Source organism: Sorangium sp. So ce448, assembly GCF_051520915.1.
In the GTDB taxonomy this organism is placed as follows: Bacteria; Myxococcota_A; Polyangia; order Polyangiales; family Polyangiaceae; genus Sorangium; species Sorangium cellulosum_B.
This window is the reverse complement of the sequence record NZ_CP150343.1, coordinates 7,543,494-7,564,589: the sequence shown is the minus strand read 5'-3', so window position 1 is coordinate 7,564,589 and position 21,096 is coordinate 7,543,494. Positions and strand designations below refer to the sequence as shown.

19 protein-coding genes are annotated in these 21,096 nt (G+C 72.7%); 15 read left to right on the top strand and 4 right to left on the bottom strand.

Going from position 1 to position 21,096, the window contains the following annotated elements:
- Positions 1–7: 7 nt before the first annotated feature.
- Complete coding sequence (norR, locus tag WMF45_RS28605) at positions 8–1,585, bottom strand: nitric oxide reductase transcriptional regulator NorR (RefSeq protein WP_437707807.1); 1,578 nt, start codon at positions 1,583–1,585, stop codon at positions 8–10.
- Between the two features lie 329 nt (positions 1,586–1,914).
- Here norR and WMF45_RS28600 point away from each other — a divergent pair, with 329 nt between their 5' ends.
- Positions 1,915–2,373 carry a globin domain-containing protein gene (locus tag WMF45_RS28600; RefSeq protein ID WP_437707805.1) on the top strand — a complete coding sequence of 153 codons (459 nt, stop codon included), beginning with the start codon at positions 1,915–1,917 and terminating at the stop codon, positions 2,371–2,373.
- 56 nt (positions 2,374–2,429) lie between these two features.
- Here the strand turns inward: WMF45_RS28600 and WMF45_RS28595 are convergent, their stop codons facing one another.
- Positions 2,430–2,843: a secondary thiamine-phosphate synthase enzyme YjbQ gene (locus WMF45_RS28595; protein ID WP_437707803.1), complete on the bottom strand. Its 414-nt coding sequence runs from the start codon at positions 2,841–2,843 to the stop codon at positions 2,430–2,432.
- A 103-nt stretch (positions 2,844–2,946) separates the two neighbouring features.
- The gene (gene pdxH, locus WMF45_RS28590) at positions 2,947–3,534 is read right to left on the bottom strand and encodes a pyridoxamine 5'-phosphate oxidase (RefSeq protein ID WP_044965793.1); all 588 of its coding nucleotides are present in this window, start codon (positions 3,532–3,534) and stop codon (positions 2,947–2,949) included.
- 243 nt (positions 3,535–3,777) lie between these two features.
- Between pdxH and WMF45_RS28585 the strand changes: the two genes are divergently transcribed.
- The 9 genes from WMF45_RS28585 to WMF45_RS28545 all read left to right on the top strand — a co-directional run bounded on the left by WMF45_RS28585 (position 3,778) and on the right by WMF45_RS28545 (position 16,806).
- Positions 3,778–5,328 carry a protein kinase domain-containing protein gene (locus WMF45_RS28585; protein ID WP_437707801.1) on the top strand — a complete coding sequence of 517 codons (1,551 nt, stop codon included), beginning with the start codon at positions 3,778–3,780 and terminating at the stop codon, positions 5,326–5,328.
- A 29-nt stretch (positions 5,329–5,357) separates the two neighbouring features.
- Entirely contained in the window at positions 5,358–6,515 is a 1,158-nt protein-coding gene (locus WMF45_RS28580; protein WP_437707799.1) for a hypothetical protein, read from the top strand.
- A gap of 878 nt (positions 6,516–7,393) precedes the next feature.
- Positions 7,394–8,926 (top strand): PQQ-dependent sugar dehydrogenase, encoded by a 1,533-nt coding sequence (locus tag WMF45_RS28575; RefSeq protein WP_437707798.1) that lies wholly within the window; start codon positions 7,394–7,396, stop codon positions 8,924–8,926.
- Between the two features lie 211 nt (positions 8,927–9,137).
- Entirely contained in the window at positions 9,138–9,329 is a 192-nt protein-coding gene (locus WMF45_RS28570) for a hypothetical protein (protein WP_044965791.1), read from the top strand.
- 41 nt (positions 9,330–9,370) lie between these two features.
- Positions 9,371–11,545 (top strand): hypothetical protein, encoded by a 2,175-nt coding sequence (locus WMF45_RS28565; RefSeq protein ID WP_437707796.1) that lies wholly within the window; start codon positions 9,371–9,373, stop codon positions 11,543–11,545.
- A 168-nt stretch (positions 11,546–11,713) separates the two neighbouring features.
- On the top strand, positions 11,714–13,222 hold the full coding sequence (locus WMF45_RS28560; RefSeq protein WP_437707794.1) for an FAD-binding oxidoreductase: 1,509 nt from the start codon (positions 11,714–11,716) through the stop codon (positions 13,220–13,222).
- Positions 13,223–13,226: 4 nt separating this feature from the next.
- Complete coding sequence (gene ruvC / locus WMF45_RS28555; protein WP_437707792.1) at positions 13,227–13,766, top strand: crossover junction endodeoxyribonuclease RuvC; 540 nt, start codon at positions 13,227–13,229, stop codon at positions 13,764–13,766.
- 285 nt (positions 13,767–14,051) lie between these two features.
- The gene (locus tag WMF45_RS28550) at positions 14,052–14,750 is read left to right on the top strand and encodes a LolA family protein (protein WP_437707790.1); all 699 of its coding nucleotides are present in this window, start codon (positions 14,052–14,054) and stop codon (positions 14,748–14,750) included.
- Between the two features lie 481 nt (positions 14,751–15,231).
- Positions 15,232–16,806 (top strand): PrsW family glutamic-type intramembrane protease, encoded by a 1,575-nt coding sequence (locus WMF45_RS28545; RefSeq protein WP_437707789.1) that lies wholly within the window; start codon positions 15,232–15,234, stop codon positions 16,804–16,806.
- Between the two features lie 151 nt (positions 16,807–16,957).
- Here the strand turns inward: WMF45_RS28545 and WMF45_RS28540 are convergent, their stop codons facing one another.
- On the bottom strand, positions 16,958–17,527 hold the full coding sequence (locus tag WMF45_RS28540; protein WP_437707787.1) for a serine O-acetyltransferase: 570 nt from the start codon (positions 17,525–17,527) through the stop codon (positions 16,958–16,960).
- 251 nt (positions 17,528–17,778) lie between these two features.
- On the opposite strand from WMF45_RS28540, the gene WMF45_RS28535 reads away from it, so the two are divergent.
- The 5 genes from WMF45_RS28535 to WMF45_RS28515 all read left to right on the top strand — a co-directional run bounded on the left by WMF45_RS28535 (position 17,779) and on the right by WMF45_RS28515 (position 21,055).
- Complete coding sequence (locus tag WMF45_RS28535; RefSeq protein WP_437707785.1) at positions 17,779–18,486, top strand: response regulator; 708 nt, start codon at positions 17,779–17,781, stop codon at positions 18,484–18,486.
- Positions 18,487–18,663: 177 nt separating this feature from the next.
- Entirely contained in the window at positions 18,664–19,431 is a 768-nt protein-coding gene (locus WMF45_RS28530) for an energy transducer TonB (RefSeq protein ID WP_437707783.1), read from the top strand.
- Positions 19,432–19,490: 59 nt separating this feature from the next.
- On the top strand, positions 19,491–20,201 hold the full coding sequence (locus WMF45_RS28525) for a MotA/TolQ/ExbB proton channel family protein (RefSeq protein WP_437707782.1): 711 nt from the start codon (positions 19,491–19,493) through the stop codon (positions 20,199–20,201).
- Positions 20,152–20,613: an ExbD/TolR family protein gene (locus WMF45_RS28520; protein ID WP_437707780.1), complete on the top strand. Its 462-nt coding sequence runs from the start codon at positions 20,152–20,154 to the stop codon at positions 20,611–20,613. Before WMF45_RS28525 ends, WMF45_RS28520 begins: the two co-directional genes overlap by 50 nt.
- A 4-nt stretch (positions 20,614–20,617) precedes the next feature.
- Positions 20,618–21,055: an ExbD/TolR family protein gene (locus tag WMF45_RS28515; RefSeq protein ID WP_437707779.1), complete on the top strand. Its 438-nt coding sequence runs from the start codon at positions 20,618–20,620 to the stop codon at positions 21,053–21,055.
- Positions 21,056–21,096: the final 41 nt, after the last annotated feature.

Sequence of the window (21,096 nt, the reverse complement as noted above, 5' to 3'; positions counted from 1 at the left end):
GGGCTCCTCAGCGCTTGCGCGGCCCGGCCGGAGGGATGAGCCCGAGGCGCACCGCCTCCTTGTAGGCGAACGATCGGCTCAGCCCGAGCAGCCGTCCGGCCGTCGCCGCGTTGCCGCCTGCTGCCCGGAACGCTCGGGCGAACGCCTCGCGGCGGGCCCTCTCGAGCGCCTCTGCCAGGAGCTCCACGGGCTGCCCCGGCGACGCGTCCGCGAGCCCCAGCCGCTCCCCGGGGAGCTCGAGCCGCGGGGCGAGCGAGCGCTCCTGCGCGCCGCCGTCGATCGCGTCGAGATCCTCGCGCCGCACGACGAGCGCCCTGCCGGCCGCGCTCTTGCCCTCCGCGATCGTCCGGCGAAGCACGGCGCGCTCCACGGCGTTCTTCAGCTCGCGGACGTTGCCAGGCCACGCTCCCTGCGCGAGCGCGCCCAGCGCCGTCTCGGTGAAGTCCACCCGCCCCGCGCCGAGCTCGGCCGCGAGCTCGGCGGCGAAGCGCTCGCAGAGGGCGGGGATGTCCTCGCGCCGCTCGCGCAGGGGCGGCACGCAGATCGGGTAGACCCAGAGCCGATGGAACAGATCGGCGCGAAAGCGCCCCTCGGCGACCTCTCGCCGGAGATCGCGGTTCGTGGCCGCGACGACCCGCGCGTCGACGCGGCGCGCCCGGTCCTCGCCCACGGGCTGGATCTCCCCCTCCTGCAGCGCGCGCAGCAGCTGCGCCTGCGCCGAGAGCGGGAGCTCGCCGATCTCGTCGAGGAAGATCGTCCCGCCGTGCGCCGCCTCGAACCTGCCAGCGCGCGCGGCCGTGGCGCCTGTGAACGCGCCCCTCCTGTGGCCGAAGAGCTCCGATTCGACCAGCTGCGCGGGGATCGCCGCGCAGTTGACGATCACGAGCGCCCGGCTCGCCCGGGGCGATCGCTCGTGCAGCGCGCGGGCGACGAGCTCTTTCCCCACGCCCGTCTCGCCCGTCACGAGCACCGGCACCGACAGCGGGGCGAGCACCGCGATCTCGCGCTCGATCCGCTGCATCCCGGACGAGCGGCTCGCCGGCGCCGGGCTGCTCGACGCCGGGCCGATCGCGCGGCGCGCCACCGGGCCGGCGTCGAGCAGCCCGGCGCCGGCGTCGAGCCGCAGCGCGCCGGCGCAGAGCCCCGCGAACACGCGCGCGTCCTCGTCGCGCAGGCCGCGGAGGCCGTGGGGATCGCAGGCGTCCAGCGTGAGCAGCCCGGCGAGGCGGCCCTGCACGTGCAGCGGCACGGCCATGCAGGCGTGGATCGGGTGGATCTCTCCGGGGCTGCCGAGCAGCCAGCCGCTGTAGGGGTCGGGCTCGCTCGGATCGAGGAAGCGGATCGGCCCGGCCGCCTGCGTCGCCCTGCGGAGGCGCGGGTGCTCCGCGGGCCGGAAGCTCATCCCCAGGGCGGCCGGCGACAGCCCGATCTGCGCGGCGACGCCGACCGAGCCGTCCTCCGCCGCCGTGAGCACCGAGAGCGCGTCCGCCGCCGTCACCCGCGCGAGCGCGCGCAGGATCCGCTGCAGCGCCTCGTCGCGGGTGGGCGCTTCGGACAGGCTGAGCACGGCGTCGAGCAGGGTCACGCGGGTTCCTCGAGGAGACGGAGGCGACGGAGGTTTCCTGTCGGAGACACCGGCAGGAAACACCGTGGGGTGCAGCGGAGCAAGGCGCCCGTCGGGGCGGCGGGCGGGTGGGCGCCGCCGGAGCGGCCGCCCTCGGCAGCGGGCCAGGTTTCCCGTGGGAAACCGCCGCCGGCTGCCGATATCGCGCCGATCCGGCGAGGATCGGCGCGATCCCCGGAGAAACGCCCCTGGCACGGCCCGTGCGAGCGCGTTTGGCCAGCGCGCGCCGACGGGCGAATCGACCGCCGACGACGGCTATCACGGGCACGGCGCCCGGCCTGGAGGTTTTCATGGGATTGAATGTTGGCTTGCTGCGGGAGAGCTTCGAGCTCGTGATCGAGAGGGCGCCCGACCTCACGCACCGTTTCTACGGGATCCTCTTCTCTCGGTATCCGCAGGTGAAGCCGCTCTTCGGGCGCAATAGCCAGGAGCAGCAAGAGAAGATGCTCACGGAGGCGCTCGCCGCGGTCATCGACCGGCTGGAGGACGCGTCGTGGCTCGAGGAGAAGCTCATGGCGATGGGGGCAAAGCACGTCGATTACGGCGTCACGGACGCGATGTACCCCTGGGTCGCCGACGCGTTGATCTCCGCGATGGCCGAGGTCGCGGGCGCGGACTGGTCCCCGGCGCACCAGGAGGTCTGGACGGACGCGCTCGGCGCGATCGCCTCGCTCATGCAGCGCGGTGCGAGGGAGTACGGCGCCGCGAGGCCCCACGCGCCGCCACCCGCGGCGCCCGCGGGCGGCTAGCGAGACGAGCGCCCTCGACCCTGTCGCCCGCGGAGCCCGCGCGTCGGCCGGCGGCGTCACTCTCCCATCGCCTTCACGACGACGCGCTTGCGCCGGCCGCCATCGAACTCCGCGTAGAAGATCTGCTGCCAGGGCCCGAGATCGAGCTTCCCCGCGGTGATGGGCACGATCACCTGGTGGTGCACGAGGATCGATTTGAGGTGGGCGTCGCCGTTGTCCTCGCCGGTCCTGTGGTGCTTGTAGTCGGGCCCCTCGGGGGCGAGCTGCTGGAGCCACGCCCAGATGTCCTCCCAGAGGCCCGGCTCGTGGTCGTTCACGAACACGCCGGCGGTGATGTGCATGGCGCTCACGAGGACCATGCCCTCTTGGATGCCGCTGGCGGTGACGACGGCCGCGACGCGCTCGGTGACGTTGATGAGCTCGCGCCTGGCCTTCGTCTCGAAGTAGAAATAATCGGTCTTCGATTTCATGGCTTCTCCTCCGCGCGGGTCACGGGGCGTGACGGAGCGCGTGATCGACGAGCGCGCCGCGGCCGCCTGCCGCCGCGGGCGCTCCCTCCTCGCGGCGCCGCGCTCAGGGGTAGAGCCGCTCGACGCGCCAGCCGTCGCCGTGGCGGACGTACACCACGCGGTCGTGCAGGCGGTTCTCCTGGCCGTACCAGAACTCGACGCGCTCCGGCACCACCCGGTAGCCGCCCCAGAACTCCGGTCGAGGCACCGGCCGGCCCTCGAAGCGGCGCTCGATCTCGCGCACCCGATCGAGGAGCGCCTCGCGCGAGGGCAGCGGCGCGCTCTGCCGGGACGCCCACGCGCCGATCTGGCTGCCCCGCCCGCGGGTCTCGAAGTAGGCGTCCGACTCCGCGTCGCTGACCCGCTCGATCCGCCCCTCGACGCGGATCTGCTCCGCGGCCTTCGCCCAGTGGATGCACAGCGCGGCGAACGGGTTCGCCGCGAGATCCATCGACTTGCGGCTCTCGTAGTTGGTGAAGAACACGAACCCTCGATCGTCGATGCCCTTCAGCAGCACCATCCGCGCCGAGGGGCGCCCGGACGCGTCCGCCGTGGCCAGCGTCATGGCGGTCGCGTCGGTCGGTTCGGTGGTTTGCCGCTGCTCGAGGAGCTCGCGCGCGAGGACGAACGGATCGGTCGGCTCGGTGATCATGGTGAAACGGTGCTCATGGTGAAATTGCGTCATGCATATACAAGCGGAGCGCGCCGCTGGCGAACCCGCGATGCATGCGAGCAACGCGCGCGAGCTCGGGTGGCTGCGTGGCTGCGTGGCTGCGTGGCTGCGTGGCTATGGCGGCGCGGCGGCTTCCCTCGCCCCTCGCTGATTTCCGGGAAAGCTCGCGTTGTCGCGCACGCGCTGTTTTGATACTAGCGGAGGGGCAGAGCGAGGGCGTGCATGGTCGTACCGGTGAGCGTGGGGGACGTCCTCGCGGAGAAATACGAGGTCGAGCGCGTCCTCGGTGAAGGCGGGATGGGCGTGGTCGTCGCCGCCCGCCATCTCCTGCTCGGCGAGCGGGTGGCCATCAAGTTCCTGCTGCCCCAGGCCCGCGAGCGCGCGGACCTCGTCGCCCGCTTCCTGCGCGAGGGGCAGGTCGCGGCGCGCATCCGGAGCGAGCACGTGACGCGCGTGTACGACGTCGGCACGCTCGCGCGCGGCGAGCCTTACCTCGTCATGGAGTACCTCGAGGGGACCGACCTGAAGGCCGTCCTGCGCGATCGCGGGCCGCTCCCGGTCGCGCTCGCCTGCGACTACCTGCTCCAGGCGTGCGACGCGCTCGCGGAGGCGCACGCGCTCGGCATCATCCATCGGGACCTGAAGCCGGCCAACCTGTTCCTGACCCAGCGGGCCGACGGCAGCCCGCTCATCAAGGTCATCGACTTCGGCATCTCCAAGATGGCCCTCGCGGCGGAGGCGACAGCGCCCAAGGCGCACGACATGACCGAGAGCTCGGCGATGCTGGGCTCGCCGTTCTACATGGCGCCCGAGCAGATGGTCTCCTCGAAGAGCGTCGACGCGCGGGCCGACGTCTGGTCGATGGGCGCCATGCTCTATCAGCTGCTCACGGGCGCCGTCCCCTTCCGGGGCGACTCCGCGATGGCCATCTACGACCGCATCCTCGAGGGACCGCCGCGGCTCGACGCGCAGCGGTCCGACGCGCCCGAGCGCCTCGGCTGGGTGGTCCAGCGCTGCCTCCAGAAGAGCCCTGCCGATCGCTTCGGCAACATCGCCGAGCTCGCCGCCGAGCTCGCCCAGTTCGCGCCGCCGCACGCGCGGCACCTGGCCGATCGCGTCGCGCGCGTGCTGCAGATCCGCCTCGACGCGAGCGCCGAGGCGGGCCGCGCGCCCGGGCCGCCCCGGCGCTCGAGCTCCACGTCGCCTGGGCCCGCAGGCGGGACGCCGTCGTCCAGCGACCCGGATGGGAAGGGCGTGGCGGCCGGCTCCGCGTGGGATGGCGCGCCCACGGCGCTCCTCTCGGACGGCGCGGCGACGGATCGCTCCTGGGGCGGCACGCGCGCCTCGTCGGGCCAGCGCGGCGGGGCGCGCACCCTGGGGATCGCGGCGGCCCTGGCGGCGGCGCTCGTGGGCGCCGCGGGGCTCGCGTGGCTCGTGTGGTTCGCGCTCCGCGTCCCCGCGTCGGGTGGGGCGCCGCTCGCCGCGTCGGCGCCCTCGGAGGCGCCGCTGGCGCCGGAGGCACCCTCGCGCGACGCGGCGGTGCCCGCGGCCGATCTGGCGGCGGGCAAGGCGGCCGAGCTCCTCGACGGCGGCCCTGCGCCGCCGCCCGAAGCGCCCGTGTCCGAGGTCGCGACCGCGCGGCCGACCGCGAGCGGGTCTGCGGCGCCGCGGCCGCCGGCGTCGTCGAAGGGGGCGCGGCCGTCGGGGCGGGCCCCGCCGTCGACCCGCCCCACATCGACCGCGCCGCAAGACTTCTTTTCCGATCCGCGATGACATCCCGTGAGCCCAGGAGAGGTGCCGTCTTGCTTTGCCATCGTCGTCTCTCGAGCCCCTGTCCGGAGTCCGGCAGCCCTGCTGCGGTCTCCCGCGCGCCGCTCTCCGGGGCCGGTCGCCGTCGAGCGGTAGCGCTCCTGCCGGCGCTCGCTGCGCTCGCCTCGCTCGCGCCGGCCGCGCGCGCCGCCGAGCCGACCCGGGAGGAGCGCGCCGCCGCGGTCGCGCTGTTCGACGAGGGCCGCGCGCTGATGGCCGCGGGGAAGCACGCCGAGGCCTGTCCGAAGCTCGCCGAGAGCCATGCGATCGACCCGGGCATCGGCACCCTCTTCAACCTCTCCGACTGCTACGAGCGCACCGGCAAGATCGCGACCGCGTGGATCGGCTTTCGCGATGTCGCGGCCGCCTCGCTCTCTGCCGGGCAGACGGAGCGCGAGCGGGTGGCGCGCGCCCGGGCCACCGCGCTCGAGCCGCGGCTCTCCCGCCTCCAGATCGTGGTCCCGCCGGCGGCGTCGATCGCGGGCCTGGGCCTCACGCGGGATGGGGTCGCCGTGGGCAGGGCGCTCTGGGGGACGGCGGTGCCGCTCGACCCGGGCGAGCATCGGATCGCCGCCGCCGCGCCTGGGTACGAGCCCTGGGAGGTGAAGGTCACGATCGACAAGCCGGGGGTTGTGAGCGTCACGGTGCCGGCGCTCGAGCGCGCCACGGAGCCGGCCTCCGCCCCGGGATCGGGCGGCGCGTCGACGCCGCCGGTCGCGGCGCCGCCTCCGGTCCGTCCGCCGGCGAGCGACCCGCCCTCGGCGCAGGGGGGGAGCATCCGCAAGCCGCTCGGCATCGTCGGGGTCGGGCTCGGCGTGGTCGGGCTCGGCGTCGGGACGGCGCTCGGCTTCATGGCGAAATCGACGTTCGACAAGGCCACCGAGGGCGGCCATTGCGACGAGGCGGGTCGCTGCGTCGATCAGACGGGCCTCGATCTGCGCGACGACGCGGTGGCGAAGGGCAACCTCGGGACGGCGGTGTTCATCGCGGGGGCGGCCCTCGCCGTGGGCGGGGCGATCCTCTGGATCACCGCGCCGTCTGCGCCTGACGCCGCGGCGTCCGCGCGCGGCCGCGGGCCGACGGCCGACGCCCCCTGGCGCGCGCGCGTCGGCCTGGGCCCCGGGAGCGTGTGGATCTCGGGCGCTCTCTGAGCGGAGCGCCACAGGAGCAGGAGGGGGCGTCGTCGCAGCGGGGAGCTCGCGGGATGCCCTACGACGTCCGGCATCGAGCCGGGCGAGCCGATTGGCACCGAGGACAGAGCAGAGCCGGAGTGAGCGGGGGCGCCCGGAGATACCCGCGTTCAGCGCGGCGCCTCGATTGACACGGATCCCCTCTCCGACATGGCGCCGTGCGGCGAGCTGATCGATGATGCCGAGTCGGCCGGCATCGATTGCGGTGCACGGGTGCAATACAGCACGTCTCTCCGCCGGGGCTCGTCCGGCGCGGTGAGCCAGGCGCCGTCGCGCTATGGCGCGACGCGGCTGGCCTGCTGGTGACGCTGCGCGCCGGTCAGCGAGCGCCGGCGGCGAGGGCGTGGCGAGCGATGATCCGTCGCAGGCGATGATCAGACGGGTCCTGGACGGGAATATAGCCCAGGCCCCGACCGGACCTCGGGGACTCGCACGTGCCGCTCTGCTTCAAATATTCACCTCGACGGGTGAGCAGCGCATCCCTGGCCCACGCTGGCGTGCGCCAGGGGCATTTCATCTGAACGGCTGATCGAATCATGGGCAATGCTGCTCGACGCCGGTCGAGGGGCGCTGTTCTCCCATGGTTCGATCGCGGTGGCGACCCGTCGAGCGAGCCTGTCGACTGCCCTTGAGCCCACAAACCCTGGGGAGAGCAGCGCGCCGGCGTCTCCGCGCTCGCATCGAGCAAACGTGCGCCGTCGGCCGGCCAGGCGAGCGCGTGTTGGCGTTCTGCAGGCATGATCCGTCACCTGCTTACCCGGGGCCCCGATGTCCTGTTCTTTCGCCCGGCGGTAGTTCATGAGTGCGCCACGGCGCTTGTCATGTATAGAATGCGTCTCATGACGAAACAGCGTTCAACCTTTGCTTTGTGGATGACCTTCGCGCTGGGTGGCGGCGCGTGTCTCGCGCTGGGCGCCGGTGCGTGCAGCGACGATGGGGCGAGCAGCTCTGGCGACACCGTGACGAGCGGGGGGAACCAGGGCTCCTCCGGTGCGCAGACGGGGACGGGGGCCGGCGCTGGCTCTGCCTCCAGCTCCGGCGCAGGCGCTGGCTCCGGCTCTGGTTCCGGCTCCGGCTCTGGTTCCGGCACCGGCACCGGCGGTGGCAGCAGCACCTCGTCGTCCGGGACCACCGCGGGACAGGGCGGCTCCGGCGCCGGCGGCGGCGACCCGGTGGCGTGCGATGCCAGCGCGGCGCCTGACGTCGGGAAGCTGGCGCTCGCTCCCGTCGTCACCACCGGCGTGGACAAGCTGGTTTACGCCGCTCAGCCGAAGGGGTCGAGCGACTGGTATCTCGTGCTGCAGACCGGGCAGATCCGCGTGTTCTCCGGCGGCCAGCTGCGCAGCGGGGCCTTCCTCGACGTGAGCAATCAGATCTCGCTCAGCTCCGGCGCCTTCGACGACGAGCGCGGGCTCATCAGCATGGCGTTCCCGCCCGACTACGCGACGAGCGGCAAGTTCTACATCATGATGACGGCGACCTCGGGCACGAACATGAACCGTGACATGGTGGTCGAGTACAAGCGGTCCAGCGATCCTTACGTGGCGGATGCAAACTCGGCGAAGACGATCGTGCGGCTCGACACGTCCGCGGTGAATCACAACGGCGGCCATATCGCGTTCGGGCCCGACGGCATGCTCTACGTCGGCACGGGCGACGGGGGAGGGTCCTGCAACAGCGACAAGCCTGGCGGGTCGCAGGACCCGGCCTCGCTGTTCGGCAAGATCCTGCGCCTCGATCCGAACGCTGCCGAGCCGTACGCCGCGGCCGGCAATCCCCTCGACGGCGCGGCCTCGCGGGTCTGGCACTATGGTCTGCGCAACCCGTATTCTTTCACCTTCGACCGGGGGACGGGCGACCTCTTCATCGGCGATGTCGGTCAGGATAGCTACGAGGAGATCGACTACGTTCCTGCGGGCACCTCGGGGCTGAACTTTGGCTGGCCGAAGTGGGAAGGCACCCACGCGGATACCTGCCAGGGGCGCACCATGCGCGCGGGCGATACGCACACCCCGCCCATCACCGACATGGATCGGCGGCAGAGCGCGACAGGGCCGTACCGCGACTACAAGTCGATCGTCAGCGGATTCGTGTACCGGGGCAGCCAGCTGCCGCAGCTCCGGGGCGTCTACCTGTTCGGCGACTACACCGGCGGGAAAATGGGCGCGCTCATGCAGTGCGGGGCGCAGACGTCGCCCATCACGGCCATCAGCAAGAACCCGGATCCGAACGCGCCGAACGCTCCGGCATTCGCGCGTCAGGGCAGCCTGCCGACCTTCAACGCGCTCACCGCGATCGTCGAGGACAACGACGGCGAGCAATACTTCGTCGCGAACCGCAACAGCCTCGTGAAGATCGTTCCCGGGACCTGACCAGGCCGCCCAGGGCGCGGGCGCCGGAATCTCGCGCCCGGCCCTGGATCCAGCGCGCCCGCTCCTGCACGCGCGCCCGCTCCGCCTCCGCCGACGCATCCAGCCCCGCGCAGCCGCCGTCGCGTCGCCTCCGATGGCAGCGGACGCGCGCCCCCCTTCCGAGCGCACAGCGGATGTGCTTCGCTTGCCCCGCTCGTTCAGGAGGAGTCCCATGAAGAATGTCTTGACAGTGCTTGTGGCGCTCGGCGCTCTGTGTCTCTTCGGCTGCGAGGGCAAGCCCCAGGCGACGCCCGAGGCGAAGCCCGCGGCCACGACCGAGGCGGCGAAGCCCGCGCCCAAGGCCGAGCCGGAGAAGGCGGCGCCGGCCGAGACCGCGAAGCCGGCGAGCACCGGCGGCTGGTGATCGGCGCGGCGGCGCGGCCCGCTGCCTCCCGGCGCAGGCGCATGGCCGCGGTCCGCCTCGCGCTCGCGCTCTCGCTCGGCCTGGCCGCCGTGGCGTGCGACGGCCGCCCTGCACCCCCGGTCCACGGCGGCGCCCCCGATCCGGACCCGCTCGAGCCGCTGCGGCGCTTCGAGGCGGCGCGCCGAGCGGAGGCCGATTTCTCCCGCGCACCCGGCTCCGACCGGCTGTTCGGGCCCGACCCGATCGCGCTCCGCCCCGTGGATCCGCTGGGCCGCCCCGCCGCGCCGGGCGCGCCCGCGCTGCTCTCTCCGCTCCGCGGCCGCGACGCGCTCGTCCTGCTCGACGCGTCGCTTCGCGAGCTCGCCCGTGCCCCCGCGCCGGCCTCGCCGACAGGGGTCGCGGTCACGCCCACCGGCGAGGTCTTCGCGAGCGGCGAGGCGTCGCCCTCGCTCTTCCGCTACGCCGTCCGCGGCGCCTCGCTCGAGCCCGCGGGGCGCATCGAGCTCGCGGGCCTCCACGGCGTCCGGGACGTCGCGGCCGGCCCCGAGGGCCTCCTTTACGCGCTCGACGAGCGCGCTGGCACGCTCGTCACGCTGCGCCCTGGTCCCACCGGCGCGGACGGGCGCATCGAGGTCGAGCGATGGGACGAGCCGATCGGCGCTGGCCCGTTCCGCGTCGTGCGCCTCGCGCATCACCTGATCGTCGATTGCCTCCTCGACCAGACGCTCGTCGTGCTCCCGGTCGGCGCCGACGGCCGCCCGCTCCCGGGCGGCGCGGCGCGCGTCCGCCACGACGGCCCGATCTGGAGCTTCGACGCGCTCGAGACGGGCGGCGCCGGGGGCGGGCTCCTTCTCGCGGCGGGCGGGGTCGAGGACCACCCGCTCGACAGGACCGGCGGCTCGTTCGGGTACATCGACTCGTTCGTCTTCCTCTATCGCGTCGCCGCCGGCGCCCGGCCCGAGGTGACGCGGCTCTCGGCCGTCAACGTCTCGGAGCTCGGCGTCCTCACCCCGAAGGCCGTCGCGCTCTGGGCGATCCCCGGATCGAGCGGCGTGCGGGTGATCGCGACCGGTTATGGCGGCGATCGCCGGGCCGAGCTCCTCTTCCGCGCCACGGACGCCGGCCTCGCGAGCGCGCCGGAGGTCTCCACCCGCCCGCTTTCCCCCGGCGTGGCCGCCATGGCCGCGCTCGGCGGCGGCGCCTTCGCCTATGCGAACCCGTTGCTCGACGCGTGGCTGCTCGACGCGGGCGACGGCGCGGTCGTGAAGCAGCCGGTCCGGGACGGCGGCGAGGACGCCCGCTCCGACGAGATCCGTATTGGCGAGGCGCTCTTCTTCACCTCGCTGATGGCCCCGTGGAACAAGGCCGACGGCCCGCTCAGCCGGTTCACGTGCGAGACGTGCCACTTCGAGGGCTACGTCGACGGCCGCACGCACCACACCGGTCGAGGCGACGTGCGCGCCACGACCAAGCCGCTGCTCGGCCTGTTCAACAACCGCCCCCACTTCTCCCGCGCCCTCGATCCGGATCTCACCGCGGTGGCCGACAACGAGTTCCGCGTCGCCGGCGCGCTGAGCGGCCACGACCCATGGTTCTCGATCTCGAGCGAGGCCGCGCCGTGGCTCGCCGATCTCGGGCTCGCGGACGCCGGGCGCGCGGCGCGGCCGCCCGAGGCGCTCCGCCGCGCGCTCATGAGCTTCCTCATGGCGTTCTCGCACCGCGCGAACCCCTCCGTCCTCGGCCGGACGCGCTTCACCCCGCTCGAGCGCGACGGCGCCCGGGTGTTCCGGGACCGCTGCGCTCGCTGCCACGCGCCGGTGCTCCGCAGCGACGACCCCGGCTCCGCGGCACCGTTCGAGCGCTGGGAGGCGCTCGTGCTCGCGCCCGAGGGCCCGATCGTGTGGGGGAGGGCCGGCTACGAGAAGACCGGCGTCGTGCCGTACGTGCACGAGGACGGCGCGCGGGTGCCGTCGCTCCGGCGGCTCTACAAGAAGCGGCCCTACTTCACGAACGGCTCCGCGAAGACGCTGCGCGATGTGCTCGAGCGGGCGCGCTTCGAGGACACGGGCGGCCGCGCCGCCGGCGATGACCGCAGCACGGCCGCTGCCGCTGCGCCGGGCGCCTTCTTCCACGACGGCGCGCCCGCGGGCGAGGGCCTCGTCGCGCTGGACGCCGGCGCGATCGAGGCGCTCCTCGCCTTCCTCGATCTGCTCTGATCGCGCGGCGCGTCCGCTCGCCCTCGGGCAGGCAGACCGTGGGCACGCCGCGCGGAGCGCGCGTGTCCGCGTGCGCCCCGCGTGTACCCGATTCCGGCGGCGGCCAGCCCTGAGCCCGCCCGCGCGGATCCCCCAGCATCGCCGTGCGATCCGCGGTAAATGGGGGAGATGCGACAGCACCCCACGTTCCCCCGCCCGTCGGCGTCGGCCATCGACAAGGCGCGCCGGCTCCTCGAGCGCGCGCTCGGGCCCTCGAAGGTCATCACGTCGGCCGACGGGTGCGCGGCCTACGGGGGCGACGAGTCGGATCAGCCGCCGGTGAGCCCGGATGCGGTCGTGCTCGCGTCCTCGGCCGCCGACATCGAGAAGGCGGTGCGGGCGGCGAGCGAGGCGGAGGTGCCGGTCGTGCCGCGCGCCGCTGGCAGCGGCAAGTCGGGCGGCGCGGTGCCGGTCGGGGGCGGGATCGTCATCGCCACGATCGGCATGAACTCCATCAAGGAGATCAGCCGCGAGGAGCAGATCGCGGTCGTCGAGCCGGGCGTCATCCTCGCCGACCTGCACGCGGCCGTCGAGGCCGAGGGGCTCTTCTACCCGCCCGATCCGAACTCGCTCAAGATGTGCGCGCTCGGCGGCAACATCGCCGAGAACGCGGCCGGCCCACGCGCCTTCAAGTACGGCGTCACGCGCGAGTACGTGCTCGGGCTCGACGCGATCCTCATCGACGGCACGCGCCTCCGCACCGGCCGGCGCACGGTGAAGGGCGTGACGGGGTACGACGTCACGGCGCTGCTCGTCGGCAGCGAGGGCACGCTGGCGATCACGACGGAGGCGACGCTCCGGCTCATCGCGAAGCCCCCGTCGGTCATGACGCTGCTCTGCCTGTTCCCGGACGTGCGCGCCAGCGGGCGCGCGGTGAGCGCCCTGGTCGCCGCCGGCGTCGTCCCGCGCTGCCTCGAGCTGCTCGATCGCCCCACGCTCGACGCGGTGCGCGCGCGCGGCGTCGGGGTCGACGAGCGCGCGGGCGCGATGCTGATCATCGAGGTCGACGGCGAGCCCGCGGACTGCGAGGTCCAGGCCGAGCGGGTGGGGGAGGTCTGCATGGATGCCGGGGCGCTCGACGTGCTCGTCGCGCAGGACGAGGCGCAGCGCGAGCGGCTCTGGGAGGCGCGCCGCCAGCTCTCGCCCACGACGCGCGCCATGGCGCGCTACAAGATCTCGGAGGACGTCGTGGTCCCGCGCGACAAGATCCCGGCGCTGCTCGACGAGGTCGCGGAGATCTCGGCGGCGACGGGCGTCCGCATGCTGACGTACGGCCACGCCGGGGACGGCAACCTCCACGTCAACCTGCTCTGGAACGACCCGGACCTCGTCCCCCAGGTGGAGACGGCGCTGTCGCGCCTGTTCCGCGCGGTGATCGGCATGCGCGGCACGCTGAGCGGCGAGCACGGCATCGGGACGTCGAAGGCGGACTTCCTCGCGCTCGAGCAGTCGCCGGAGCTCATCGCGATCGAGCGCAAGATCAAGGCGCTGTTCGACCCGAAGGGCCTGCTCAACCCGCACAAGATCTTCCCGCGGCGGACGCTCGAGGCGGCCGAGCGGGGCGAGCGCGACGGGGGCGTCGAGCGCGCGCCGGGCTTCCCGACCCACGTCGTGGCGCCCTCGCACGGGGCCTGCTGAGCCGATGCGGGTCCTCGGCATCGATCCCGGCTCGCGCCACCTCGGCTGGGGCCTGCTCGTGCGGCAGGGCACGCGCATCGAGCACGTCGCGCACGGCGTCATCGACATCGACACGAGCGGGACGTTCGCCGCCCGGCTCGTGGAGATCGACGACGAGCTCGGCAAGGTGATCGCGTCGCTCGCGCCCGACGCGGCCGCGGTGGAGAGCCTGTTCTTCGCCAAGGACGCGCAGAGCGCCGCGAAGCTCGGCCACGCGCGCGGGGTCGTGCTGCTGCGGCTGGCGCGCGCGGGCGTGCCGATCTCGGAGTATCCGCCGGCGCTGGTGAAGCGGACCATCGTCGGCCGGGGCGCGGCCGAGAAGGCGCAGGTCGCGCAGGTGATGACCGCGGTCCTGCGCCTCGCCGCGCCTCCGCGGCCGGACGCTGCCGACGCGCTGGCCATCGCGATGACCCACCTCAGCGCCGCGGGCTTCGCGGCCGCGCTGGCGGCGTCGGGCGCGCCCGCCCCGCGCCGCGCCCGGCCGCGACGTGCGCGCCTCGGGTGAGCGTCGGCCGGCGCGGCTCCCTGGTTGCGCATGGGGACGCCGGCGCGGCGCCTCGCCTGACTGCGTGACTGGGGGCCGGCGGGGGCGGTCCTGGCGCACATCCCGTGTGCTATGGAGCCTGCATCGGACGCTCCCGCGCCGCGTCCAACATGAAAACGTGCGGCGCGCCCCGGCTTCAGCGAGGGTGCGGCTGCCAGGGCACGGAACCGGCGGTGCATCGCCGGCGCCCCCGCCGCCGACGGGCGGGGGCGAGACGCCTCTGGACATCAAAGGAGATCGGGAAGGATGACGCGAACCTCACTCAACCGCCTCGCCGCCGCGTGCCTCATCGGGCTGACGGCGCCCCTCACGGTCGTGCTCGCGACGCTCGCGACCGCCGGCGAGTCCCAGGCCGCGGGCCCCACCGCCGAAGAGCTCGGCAGGCGCGTCCAGCAGTTCTACGACTCCACGAAGACCTTCAAGGCGAGCTTCACCCAGACCTACACGATCAAGGTCCAGGACGTGAAGAAGGTCTCCACCGGCAAGGTGACCTTCGAGAAGCCGGGCAAGATGAGCTGGATCTACGACGCGCCGAACGGAAACCGCGTCGTCTCCGACGGCATCACGATCAAGGTCTACGAGAAGGACAACGAGCAGATGTTCGAGACCCCGGTGAAGGGCTCTCAGTATCCGGCGGCGCTCTCGTTCTTGATGGGCAAGGGGCAGCTCACGAAGGATTTCTCGCTGCGCCTGCTGGATCCGGCGCAGATGAAGTTCGAGGGCGGCTATGTCCTCGAGGGGACGCCGAAGGAGGCGACCCCTGCGTATCAGAAGATGCTCCTCTACGTGGACGGGCAGACCAACCAGGTCCGCCGCGTGCTGATCCTCGACGCGCAGGGCAACCGGAACCGGTTCGACTTCTCGTCGCCGGTCGTGAATCAGCCGGTCGGGAAGACCGAGTTCGATTTCACGCCTCCACCGGGCACGCGCGTCGTCCGCCCCTGACGTTCTCCCGCCACGTTCCCGGCGCGGAGAAGCCGCTGCCGCGTTGTCCCGCCGACCCCCGACAGCTCGTGGAACCCGTGGAAGCGGAGCGTCACAGCCTCCGCGCTCCTCGCCGGCGGCGCGCCGTGGTGAAGCTGCTGGGATATATGCCCGGCGCGTCCCTGCCGTGGTAGAAATATTCCGTGATACTTCGATCCCACGGGCGTGAGCGACAGCTCCGAGGCTGGCGTCGCCCGCCGCGGATCGTCACCGCTGCTTTCGGCTCCACGCGCGCGGCGGGGATTCGCCTCGGCTGAACGGTCACCCGCTGTCACGAGGCTTTCGCGAGAGCGCTCGATCCATGAACAATCCCCACGGACATCGTCCCGATTCCCCCGGCGTGCCGCAACAACCCCGGCCGGCGGAGCGCCTGGGTGAGCGCGCGCAGGGTGGCGGGCAGGGCCCTTCGGGGTATCCGGCGCAAGGCGCTGAGCAGAGCTCCATGGGGCAGCCGCAGTACGGGCAGCAGGGCCACGGGCAGCCGCCGCAGGGGTACGCGCAGCCAGCGCAGGGCTACGGCCAGGGGCACGCAACTCCCCAGGGGCCGCAGGGCTACGCGCACGGACCGCAGGGGCACGCGTATCCGCAGGGGCCGCAGGGCTATGCGCAGGGCCACGCATACGCGCAGGGGCCGCAGGGCTATGCGCAAGGGCCGCAGGGCTACGCGCAGGAGCACGCGTATCCGCAGGCACCCCAGGGCTACGCGCAGGGGCACGCGTACCCGCAGGCACCCCAGGGCTACGCGCAGGGGCACGCGTACGCGCAGGGGCCGCAGGGCCATGCGCAGGCGCAGCAGGGTCACGCGTACCCGCAGGCACCCCAGGGCCACGCGCGGGGGCAGCAGGGGCACGCGTACGCGCATCACCACGCAGGCTACCCGGCGGCCGTTCGGAGGTTCGACCCGGACCGGCGGCTGCGCATCGCCGGGCTGTGGCTGTGGGCCATCGGCCTCATCGCGGGCGCGGTCCTCAATGTGCTCTTCACGCTCCTCGGCGTCATCGAGTCCGGGGTGAGCATGCTGAGCGCCATGCTGGTCGGGGCGCTCTTCGCGTTCCCACCGCTCGTCCTCTACCTGTTCGTCCCGATGATCATCGATCGGTACGATCCCGAGCCGTGGTGGTGCCTGCTGATGGCGTTCCTCTGGGGCGCGCTCGCGGCGACCGGCTTCTCGATCCTGATCAACACGGGCGTCCACATCGGCGTCTCAAGCAACTTCGGCGAGCCGGCCGGCGAGCTCGTCAGCGCATCGGTCAGCGCGCCGTTCGCAGAGGAGCTCTTCAAGGGGCTCGGCGTGTTCGGCTTCTTCTACTTCCTGCGCCGGGAGTTCGACGGGATCGTCGACGGCATCATCTACGCCACGTTCTGCGCGCTCGGCTTCGCCGCGGTGGAGAACGTGCTCTATTACGCGCGCGCCTCGATGCAGGGCAGCGACGTTCTCGCCGGCACCTTCGTCCTGCGGGGCGTCTTCACGCCCTGGCTCCACCCGCTGTTCACGTCGATGACCGGCATCGGCTTCGGGCTCGCCCGGGAGTCGTCGAAGACGTGGGTGCGCGCGGCGGCCCCGATCGGCGGGTACCTGCTCGGCGTCGCGCTGCACGCGGTATGGAACTTCCTCCCCACCGCCCTGGGGCGCGCGATGGGGGACATCTTCATGCCGTGGCTCCTGCTCTGGTTGTGCTTCGTCGCGTCGTTCTTCGGGATCATCGTGGCGCTCGTGATCCGCAAGGGCTGGGTGATCCGGGATCATCTGCGCGACGAGGTCGCGCTCGGCATGCTCACCCAGGACGAGCTCGAGCTCGTCTGCTCGCCGATCGGCCGGCTCCGGTGCACCCTGGGCTGGCGCGGCGCCACGGGGCGGAGCTTCATCCGCGCCGGCGCGCGGCTCGCGCTCAGCAAGTGGCACACGGCGCGCGCGCTGCAGGGCCGGAACCGCACCCTGAGCGCCGATTTCATCGGCCCGCTCCGGCAAGAGATCGCGCAGCTCAGGCACGAGCTTCTGGCCCGAGCGCCCCGGTAGAGCGGCGGTCACCCGCGTCGGATACGGGCCCATCTCGACGTTTTCGGTGCTCAGCGCACGTGAGTGCGCTTCCGCGCCGAAAACGCCGATCTGGACCCGTCTCCTGTGCGGGTGACCGCCGCTCGGGAACCCTCGATCCGCCGTGCGCCGGTCAGCTCTGCGAGGTGTTGGTCCCGTCCGCGGCTGGGCGCGCGGCGCGGTCCTCGCGCCGCTGCACGGGCTTCGCCGGGATGCCCACGACCGTGGTGTTCGGCGCGACATCGTGCACGACCACGGCATTGGCGCCGATCCTGGCGCCGTCACCGACCGTGACCCCGCCGACGATCTTCGCCCCCGCGCCGATGAAGAGGTTGCTCCCGAGCACCGGTGTTTGCCGCCGATCGGCGCCGATGGTGACCTGGTGCTCGATGAGCACGTTCGAGCCACCTCGGACGTTGCCATTGATGACAACGCCGTTCGAGTGGATGAGCACGAACCCGGGACCGAAGTCCGCGCCGCGCCCGATCACGCAGCCGCCGGCCAGGTTGGTCGCCTTGTTGAGCACCATCTCGAGCACCGGCATCCGGTGGGCTCGCGCGGCCTGCGTGAACCTGTAGAGGACCATCGCCGCCGTGCCGTCGGTCGCCAGCGTCTTCAGGATGGTCGGCAGTGGATCGCTGCCGTAGCACCATGTGGCCTTCTGGCGTACGTCGGCCGCGATGAGTCGCAAAGTCCGCAGCATCCCGACGAGCCTAGCGCATCTCGCCCCGCCCGTGCGACCTTTCGCCGCGCGCGCTCGGGGCGCCTCGTCTCGTCGCGTCGCGTCTCGTCGCGCCGCGCCCGCGTGACCTTTCGCCGTGCCTGCGCTCCCCTGCTACATCCCGTCGGCGTCCGCTGCGCCTGCGTGCCCGCGCGGTCTTTTCGCCGGCGCACCGCCCTGTTGCCATCCGGTCATCGCTCCGTCACATCGCTCGGGTACACGCGCTCTTCACCATGGCGCGGATTTTAGTCATCGAGGACGAGCCGGCGCTCCAGAAGGTGCTCGATTACAACCTCAGGCAAGCCGGGCATGAGGTGCTCCTCGCGGGGCAGGGCGGTGAGGGGGTCCGGCTGGCCACGGACCAGCGGCCCGATCTCGTCTTGCTGGATCTCATGCTGCCCGACATCCCGGGGACCGAGGTGTGCCGTGCTCTCCAGCAGAGCGATGGCACCCAGCGGATCCCCGTGATGATCGTGTCGGCACGCGGGGACGAGGTCGACCGCATCGTCGGCTTCGAGCTCGGCGCCGTCGACTATGTCGTCAAACCGTTCAGCGTGCGGGAGCTCGTGCTGCGCGTGCAAGCCGTGCTCCGCCGCGCGAAGTCCTCCGGAGAGGGGGAGCGGAGCATCGAGTTCGGGTGCTTGCGGATCGACGAGGGCGCTCACCGCGTGTGGGTCGAGCGCGAGGAGGTCGAGCTGACGCTCCTCGAGTTCAAGCTCCTCGTCGCGCTGTACGAGGCGCGCGAGCGCGTGCAGACGCGCACCGCGCTCCTCGACGGCGTCTGGGGCATCGACGTGAGCATCACGACGAGGACCGTGGACACCCACGTCAAGCGGCTTCGCGACAAGCTGCGCCGCGCTGGCGATTATATCCAGACCGTCCGCGGCATCGGCTATCGATTCGCCGCTTCGCCCGACGTCCCCGAGAGCCGCAGCGCCTGAGCGCCCTGCCGGGCGAGCACGACAATCGTTGCCACACCGTCACCGGGCTGCAACGGCAGCCAGTGTACCGTGCAGACGGTGATTCACATGCTGGGCGACATCGCTGGAGCCTGCCGGTACCTCTCATGAGGTCCGGCGGAGCTCTTGTGTTGTCGCCGGCGTGTGCCGGGAGCCTCGATGTATCTTGAAACGTGGAATGCAGGGGAGGCCGATCCTGAGCGGGCGAAGCGCCTCGCGATCGGGGTTGCGGCAGGGCTCCTGCTGTTCGCGGCCATCGCGCTCGCCGCTGCCCGCCTGAGCGGCGCGATCGCGCCTCCTCCGCCCGAGGAGGAGGTCGTCGAGGTCAAGCTGGCCACCCAGATCCCCGAGGCGCCCCCCGTGGCCCCGGCGCCCGCGCCCCCGCCGCCGGCGGCGGAGGCTCCGGCGCCTCGCCCCGCGGCGCCCAGGCGCCCGGCGCTCGTCGCGCCGACCGCGGTGCCCAGCGAGGCGCCGGCGGAGGCGGACCCGAGCCAGGCCAAGGCGAGCGACGACGACACCTACGGAGAGCCAGGAGGCGTACCGGGCGGCGTGCCCGGCGGGGTCCCCGGTGGCACGGGGACGGCCGCCGTGGCTGCGCCCGCGCCGCCGCCGCCGCCGCCGCCTCCGCAGCCGAAAGGGCCGATTCACCTCCCCGAGAACGCCACGCCGCCTGTCGCGCTCTCCAATTCACTCCCTCCCATCCCCGAGGCGGCGCGGAGCGCGGGGATAGAGGCCACCGTGGTCGTCAGGTTCGTCGTGACCGAGACCGGCGAGGTCACGAACGTGACCATCGTCCGCGGCCATCCGCTGTTCAACGACGTGGTGCTCGCGACGGTGAAGACGTGGCGCTACCGGCCGGCGATCCACGAGGGGAGGCCGGTGTCGACCTTCAAGACGGTCCGGATCCCGTTCAAGGCGAAGAGATGACGTCGAGCGCGCGGCCGCGGACGCGGCCTCTCGCGTGAGGAACGAAGGAGGTTGTAACCATGATGCAGTTTGATCTCGGGCACATCTGGGCGACCATGGGGCTTTTGAGCAAGCTCGTCGCGTTCGCCCTCGTGCTCATGGCGCTGGCGAGCGTCGCCGTCGTTGTGGAGCGGCTCATCGCGCTCGCGCGTCAGGCGTCGGAGACCCGGCGCTTCGCGCGGGAGGCGCGCCCCGTGATGGAGGCCTGGGACACCGCGCGGCTCGTCTCGATCGCCGACGAGCACGGCCGCTCCGCGCTCGCCCGGCTCGTCGGAGCGGCCGTGCGCCGCTTCCAGCGAGCCGTCGAGGCCGGCGACGGCGGCGTGCCGCCGGTGGAGCTCGCGCGCCGCGAGGTGTCGCGGCGCCGGGAGGCGATCTCCGCCGACCTGCGCCGCGGCCTCTCGGTGCTCGCGACGGTCGGCTCGGTGGCCCCGTTCGTCGGGCTGCTCGGCACCGTCATCGGCATCATCACGGCCTTTCAGACCATCGCCTCCACCGGCTCGGGCGGCCTCGGCGCCGTGAGCGCCGGCATCTCCGAGGCGCTCATCGTCACCGCGCTCGGGCTCGCGGTCGCCATCCCGGCGGTGCTTTGCTTCAACTACCTCACCACCCGTATCGCCGCTGTGGAGCTCGCGCTCGAGCGCAGCGCGGGTGAGCTCATCGACGAGATGGAGAACGAACATGGGCGTTCGAGCGGAGAGCGGTCGCTCGGGTCGGCAGCCGCCGCCTGAGCCGGAGATCAACGTCACGCCGCTCGTCGACGTGGTGCTCGTGCTCCTCATCATCTTCATGGTGATCGCGCCCCAGATGGAGCACGGCGAGCGGGTCGAGCTCCCGGCGGTGTTTCAGCCGGATCCGAGGTCGAAATCGAAGCTCGATCCGATCTACGTGACGATCACAGGCGCAGGCACCGTGTTCCTCGAGAAGGAGGCTGTCGCCGACCTCGGCGCGCTCGGCGAGCGGCTGCGGGCCATCCGCGCAGCCGAGCCGGAGCGCCGTGTGGTCATCAAGGGCGACTCCTCGGTGCGGTACGGCCGCGTCCGGGAGGCCTTCGCGCTGTGCCAGGAGGTCGGGTTCGCCGGGATCTCGCTGCAGGTGAGCCAGCGGGGCGGCGGGGCGTCCGCGGAGCCGGAGGAGGGATAGCGCCGTGGGGATGAGCGTTTCGCAGGGCGGAGGCAAGAAGGGCGGCGTCGCGCCGAGCATGAACGTGACGCCGCTCGTCGACGTGGTGCTCGTGCTCCTCATCATCTTCATGGTCGTGGCCCCGCTGCTCGCCAAGCAGCTCTGGCTGAATCTGCCCAAGAAGGACGACACCGCGAAGCTCGCGCCGCCTCCCGTCGACGCCGACAAGCCCGTGGTGCTCACGGTGGATCAGCGCGGCGTCCTCCGCATCAACCAGGCCGAGGTGCAGCGCGGCGAGCTGAAGGAGCGGCTCGCGCGCATCTTCGCGGCGCGCTCGGACAACGTTCTTTACTTCGACGCGGATGACGAGGCCGTCTACGCGGTCGCCGTGGAGGCCATGGACGCCGCGCGCATGGGCGGGGCCAAGACGATCGCCGTCCTGACGGAGAAGCCCGCGCGCTGAGCCAGGGCAGAGGCTCGATGACTCGATGAGGTGAAGTCGAG

What these genes read in the sequence shown, in the direction of transcription:
- WMF45_RS28560 (WP_437707794.1), top strand. Translation starts at nt 11,714, where the DNA reads ATGCGACAGCACCCCACGTTCCCCCGCCCGTCGGCGTCGGCCATCGAC.
- WMF45_RS28585 (WP_437707801.1), top strand. Translation starts at nt 3,778, where the DNA reads ATGGTCGTACCGGTGAGCGTGGGGGACGTCCTCGCGGAGAAATACGAG.
- WMF45_RS28535 (WP_437707785.1), top strand. Translation starts at nt 17,779, where the DNA reads ATGGCGCGGATTTTAGTCATCGAGGACGAGCCGGCGCTCCAGAAGGTG.
- WMF45_RS28600 (WP_437707805.1), top strand. Translation starts at nt 1,915, where the DNA reads ATGGGATTGAATGTTGGCTTGCTGCGGGAGAGCTTCGAGCTCGTGATC.
- WMF45_RS28520 (WP_437707780.1), top strand. Translation starts at nt 20,152, where the DNA reads ATGGGCGTTCGAGCGGAGAGCGGTCGCTCGGGTCGGCAGCCGCCGCCT.
- WMF45_RS28545 (WP_437707789.1), top strand. Translation starts at nt 15,232, where the DNA reads ATGGGGCAGCCGCAGTACGGGCAGCAGGGCCACGGGCAGCCGCCGCAG.
- WMF45_RS28595 (WP_437707803.1), bottom strand. Translation starts at nt 2,843, where the DNA reads ATGAAATCGAAGACCGATTATTTCTACTTCGAGACGAAGGCCAGGCGC.
- WMF45_RS28575 (WP_437707798.1), top strand. Translation starts at nt 7,394, where the DNA reads ATGACGAAACAGCGTTCAACCTTTGCTTTGTGGATGACCTTCGCGCTG.
- WMF45_RS28570 (WP_044965791.1), top strand. Translation starts at nt 9,138, where the DNA reads ATGAAGAATGTCTTGACAGTGCTTGTGGCGCTCGGCGCTCTGTGTCTC.
- WMF45_RS28525 (WP_437707782.1), top strand. Translation starts at nt 19,491, where the DNA reads ATGATGCAGTTTGATCTCGGGCACATCTGGGCGACCATGGGGCTTTTG.
- WMF45_RS28550 (WP_437707790.1), top strand. Translation starts at nt 14,052, where the DNA reads ATGACGCGAACCTCACTCAACCGCCTCGCCGCCGCGTGCCTCATCGGG.
- pdxH (WP_044965793.1), bottom strand. Translation starts at nt 3,534, where the DNA reads ATGATCACCGAGCCGACCGATCCGTTCGTCCTCGCGCGCGAGCTCCTC.
- WMF45_RS28530 (WP_437707783.1), top strand. Translation starts at nt 18,664, where the DNA reads ATGTATCTTGAAACGTGGAATGCAGGGGAGGCCGATCCTGAGCGGGCG.
- WMF45_RS28565 (WP_437707796.1), top strand. Translation starts at nt 9,371, where the DNA reads ATGGCCGCGGTCCGCCTCGCGCTCGCGCTCTCGCTCGGCCTGGCCGCC.
- WMF45_RS28540 (WP_437707787.1), bottom strand. Translation starts at nt 17,527, where the DNA reads ATGCTGCGGACTTTGCGACTCATCGCGGCCGACGTACGCCAGAAGGCC.
- ruvC (WP_437707792.1), top strand. Translation starts at nt 13,227, where the DNA reads ATGCGGGTCCTCGGCATCGATCCCGGCTCGCGCCACCTCGGCTGGGGC.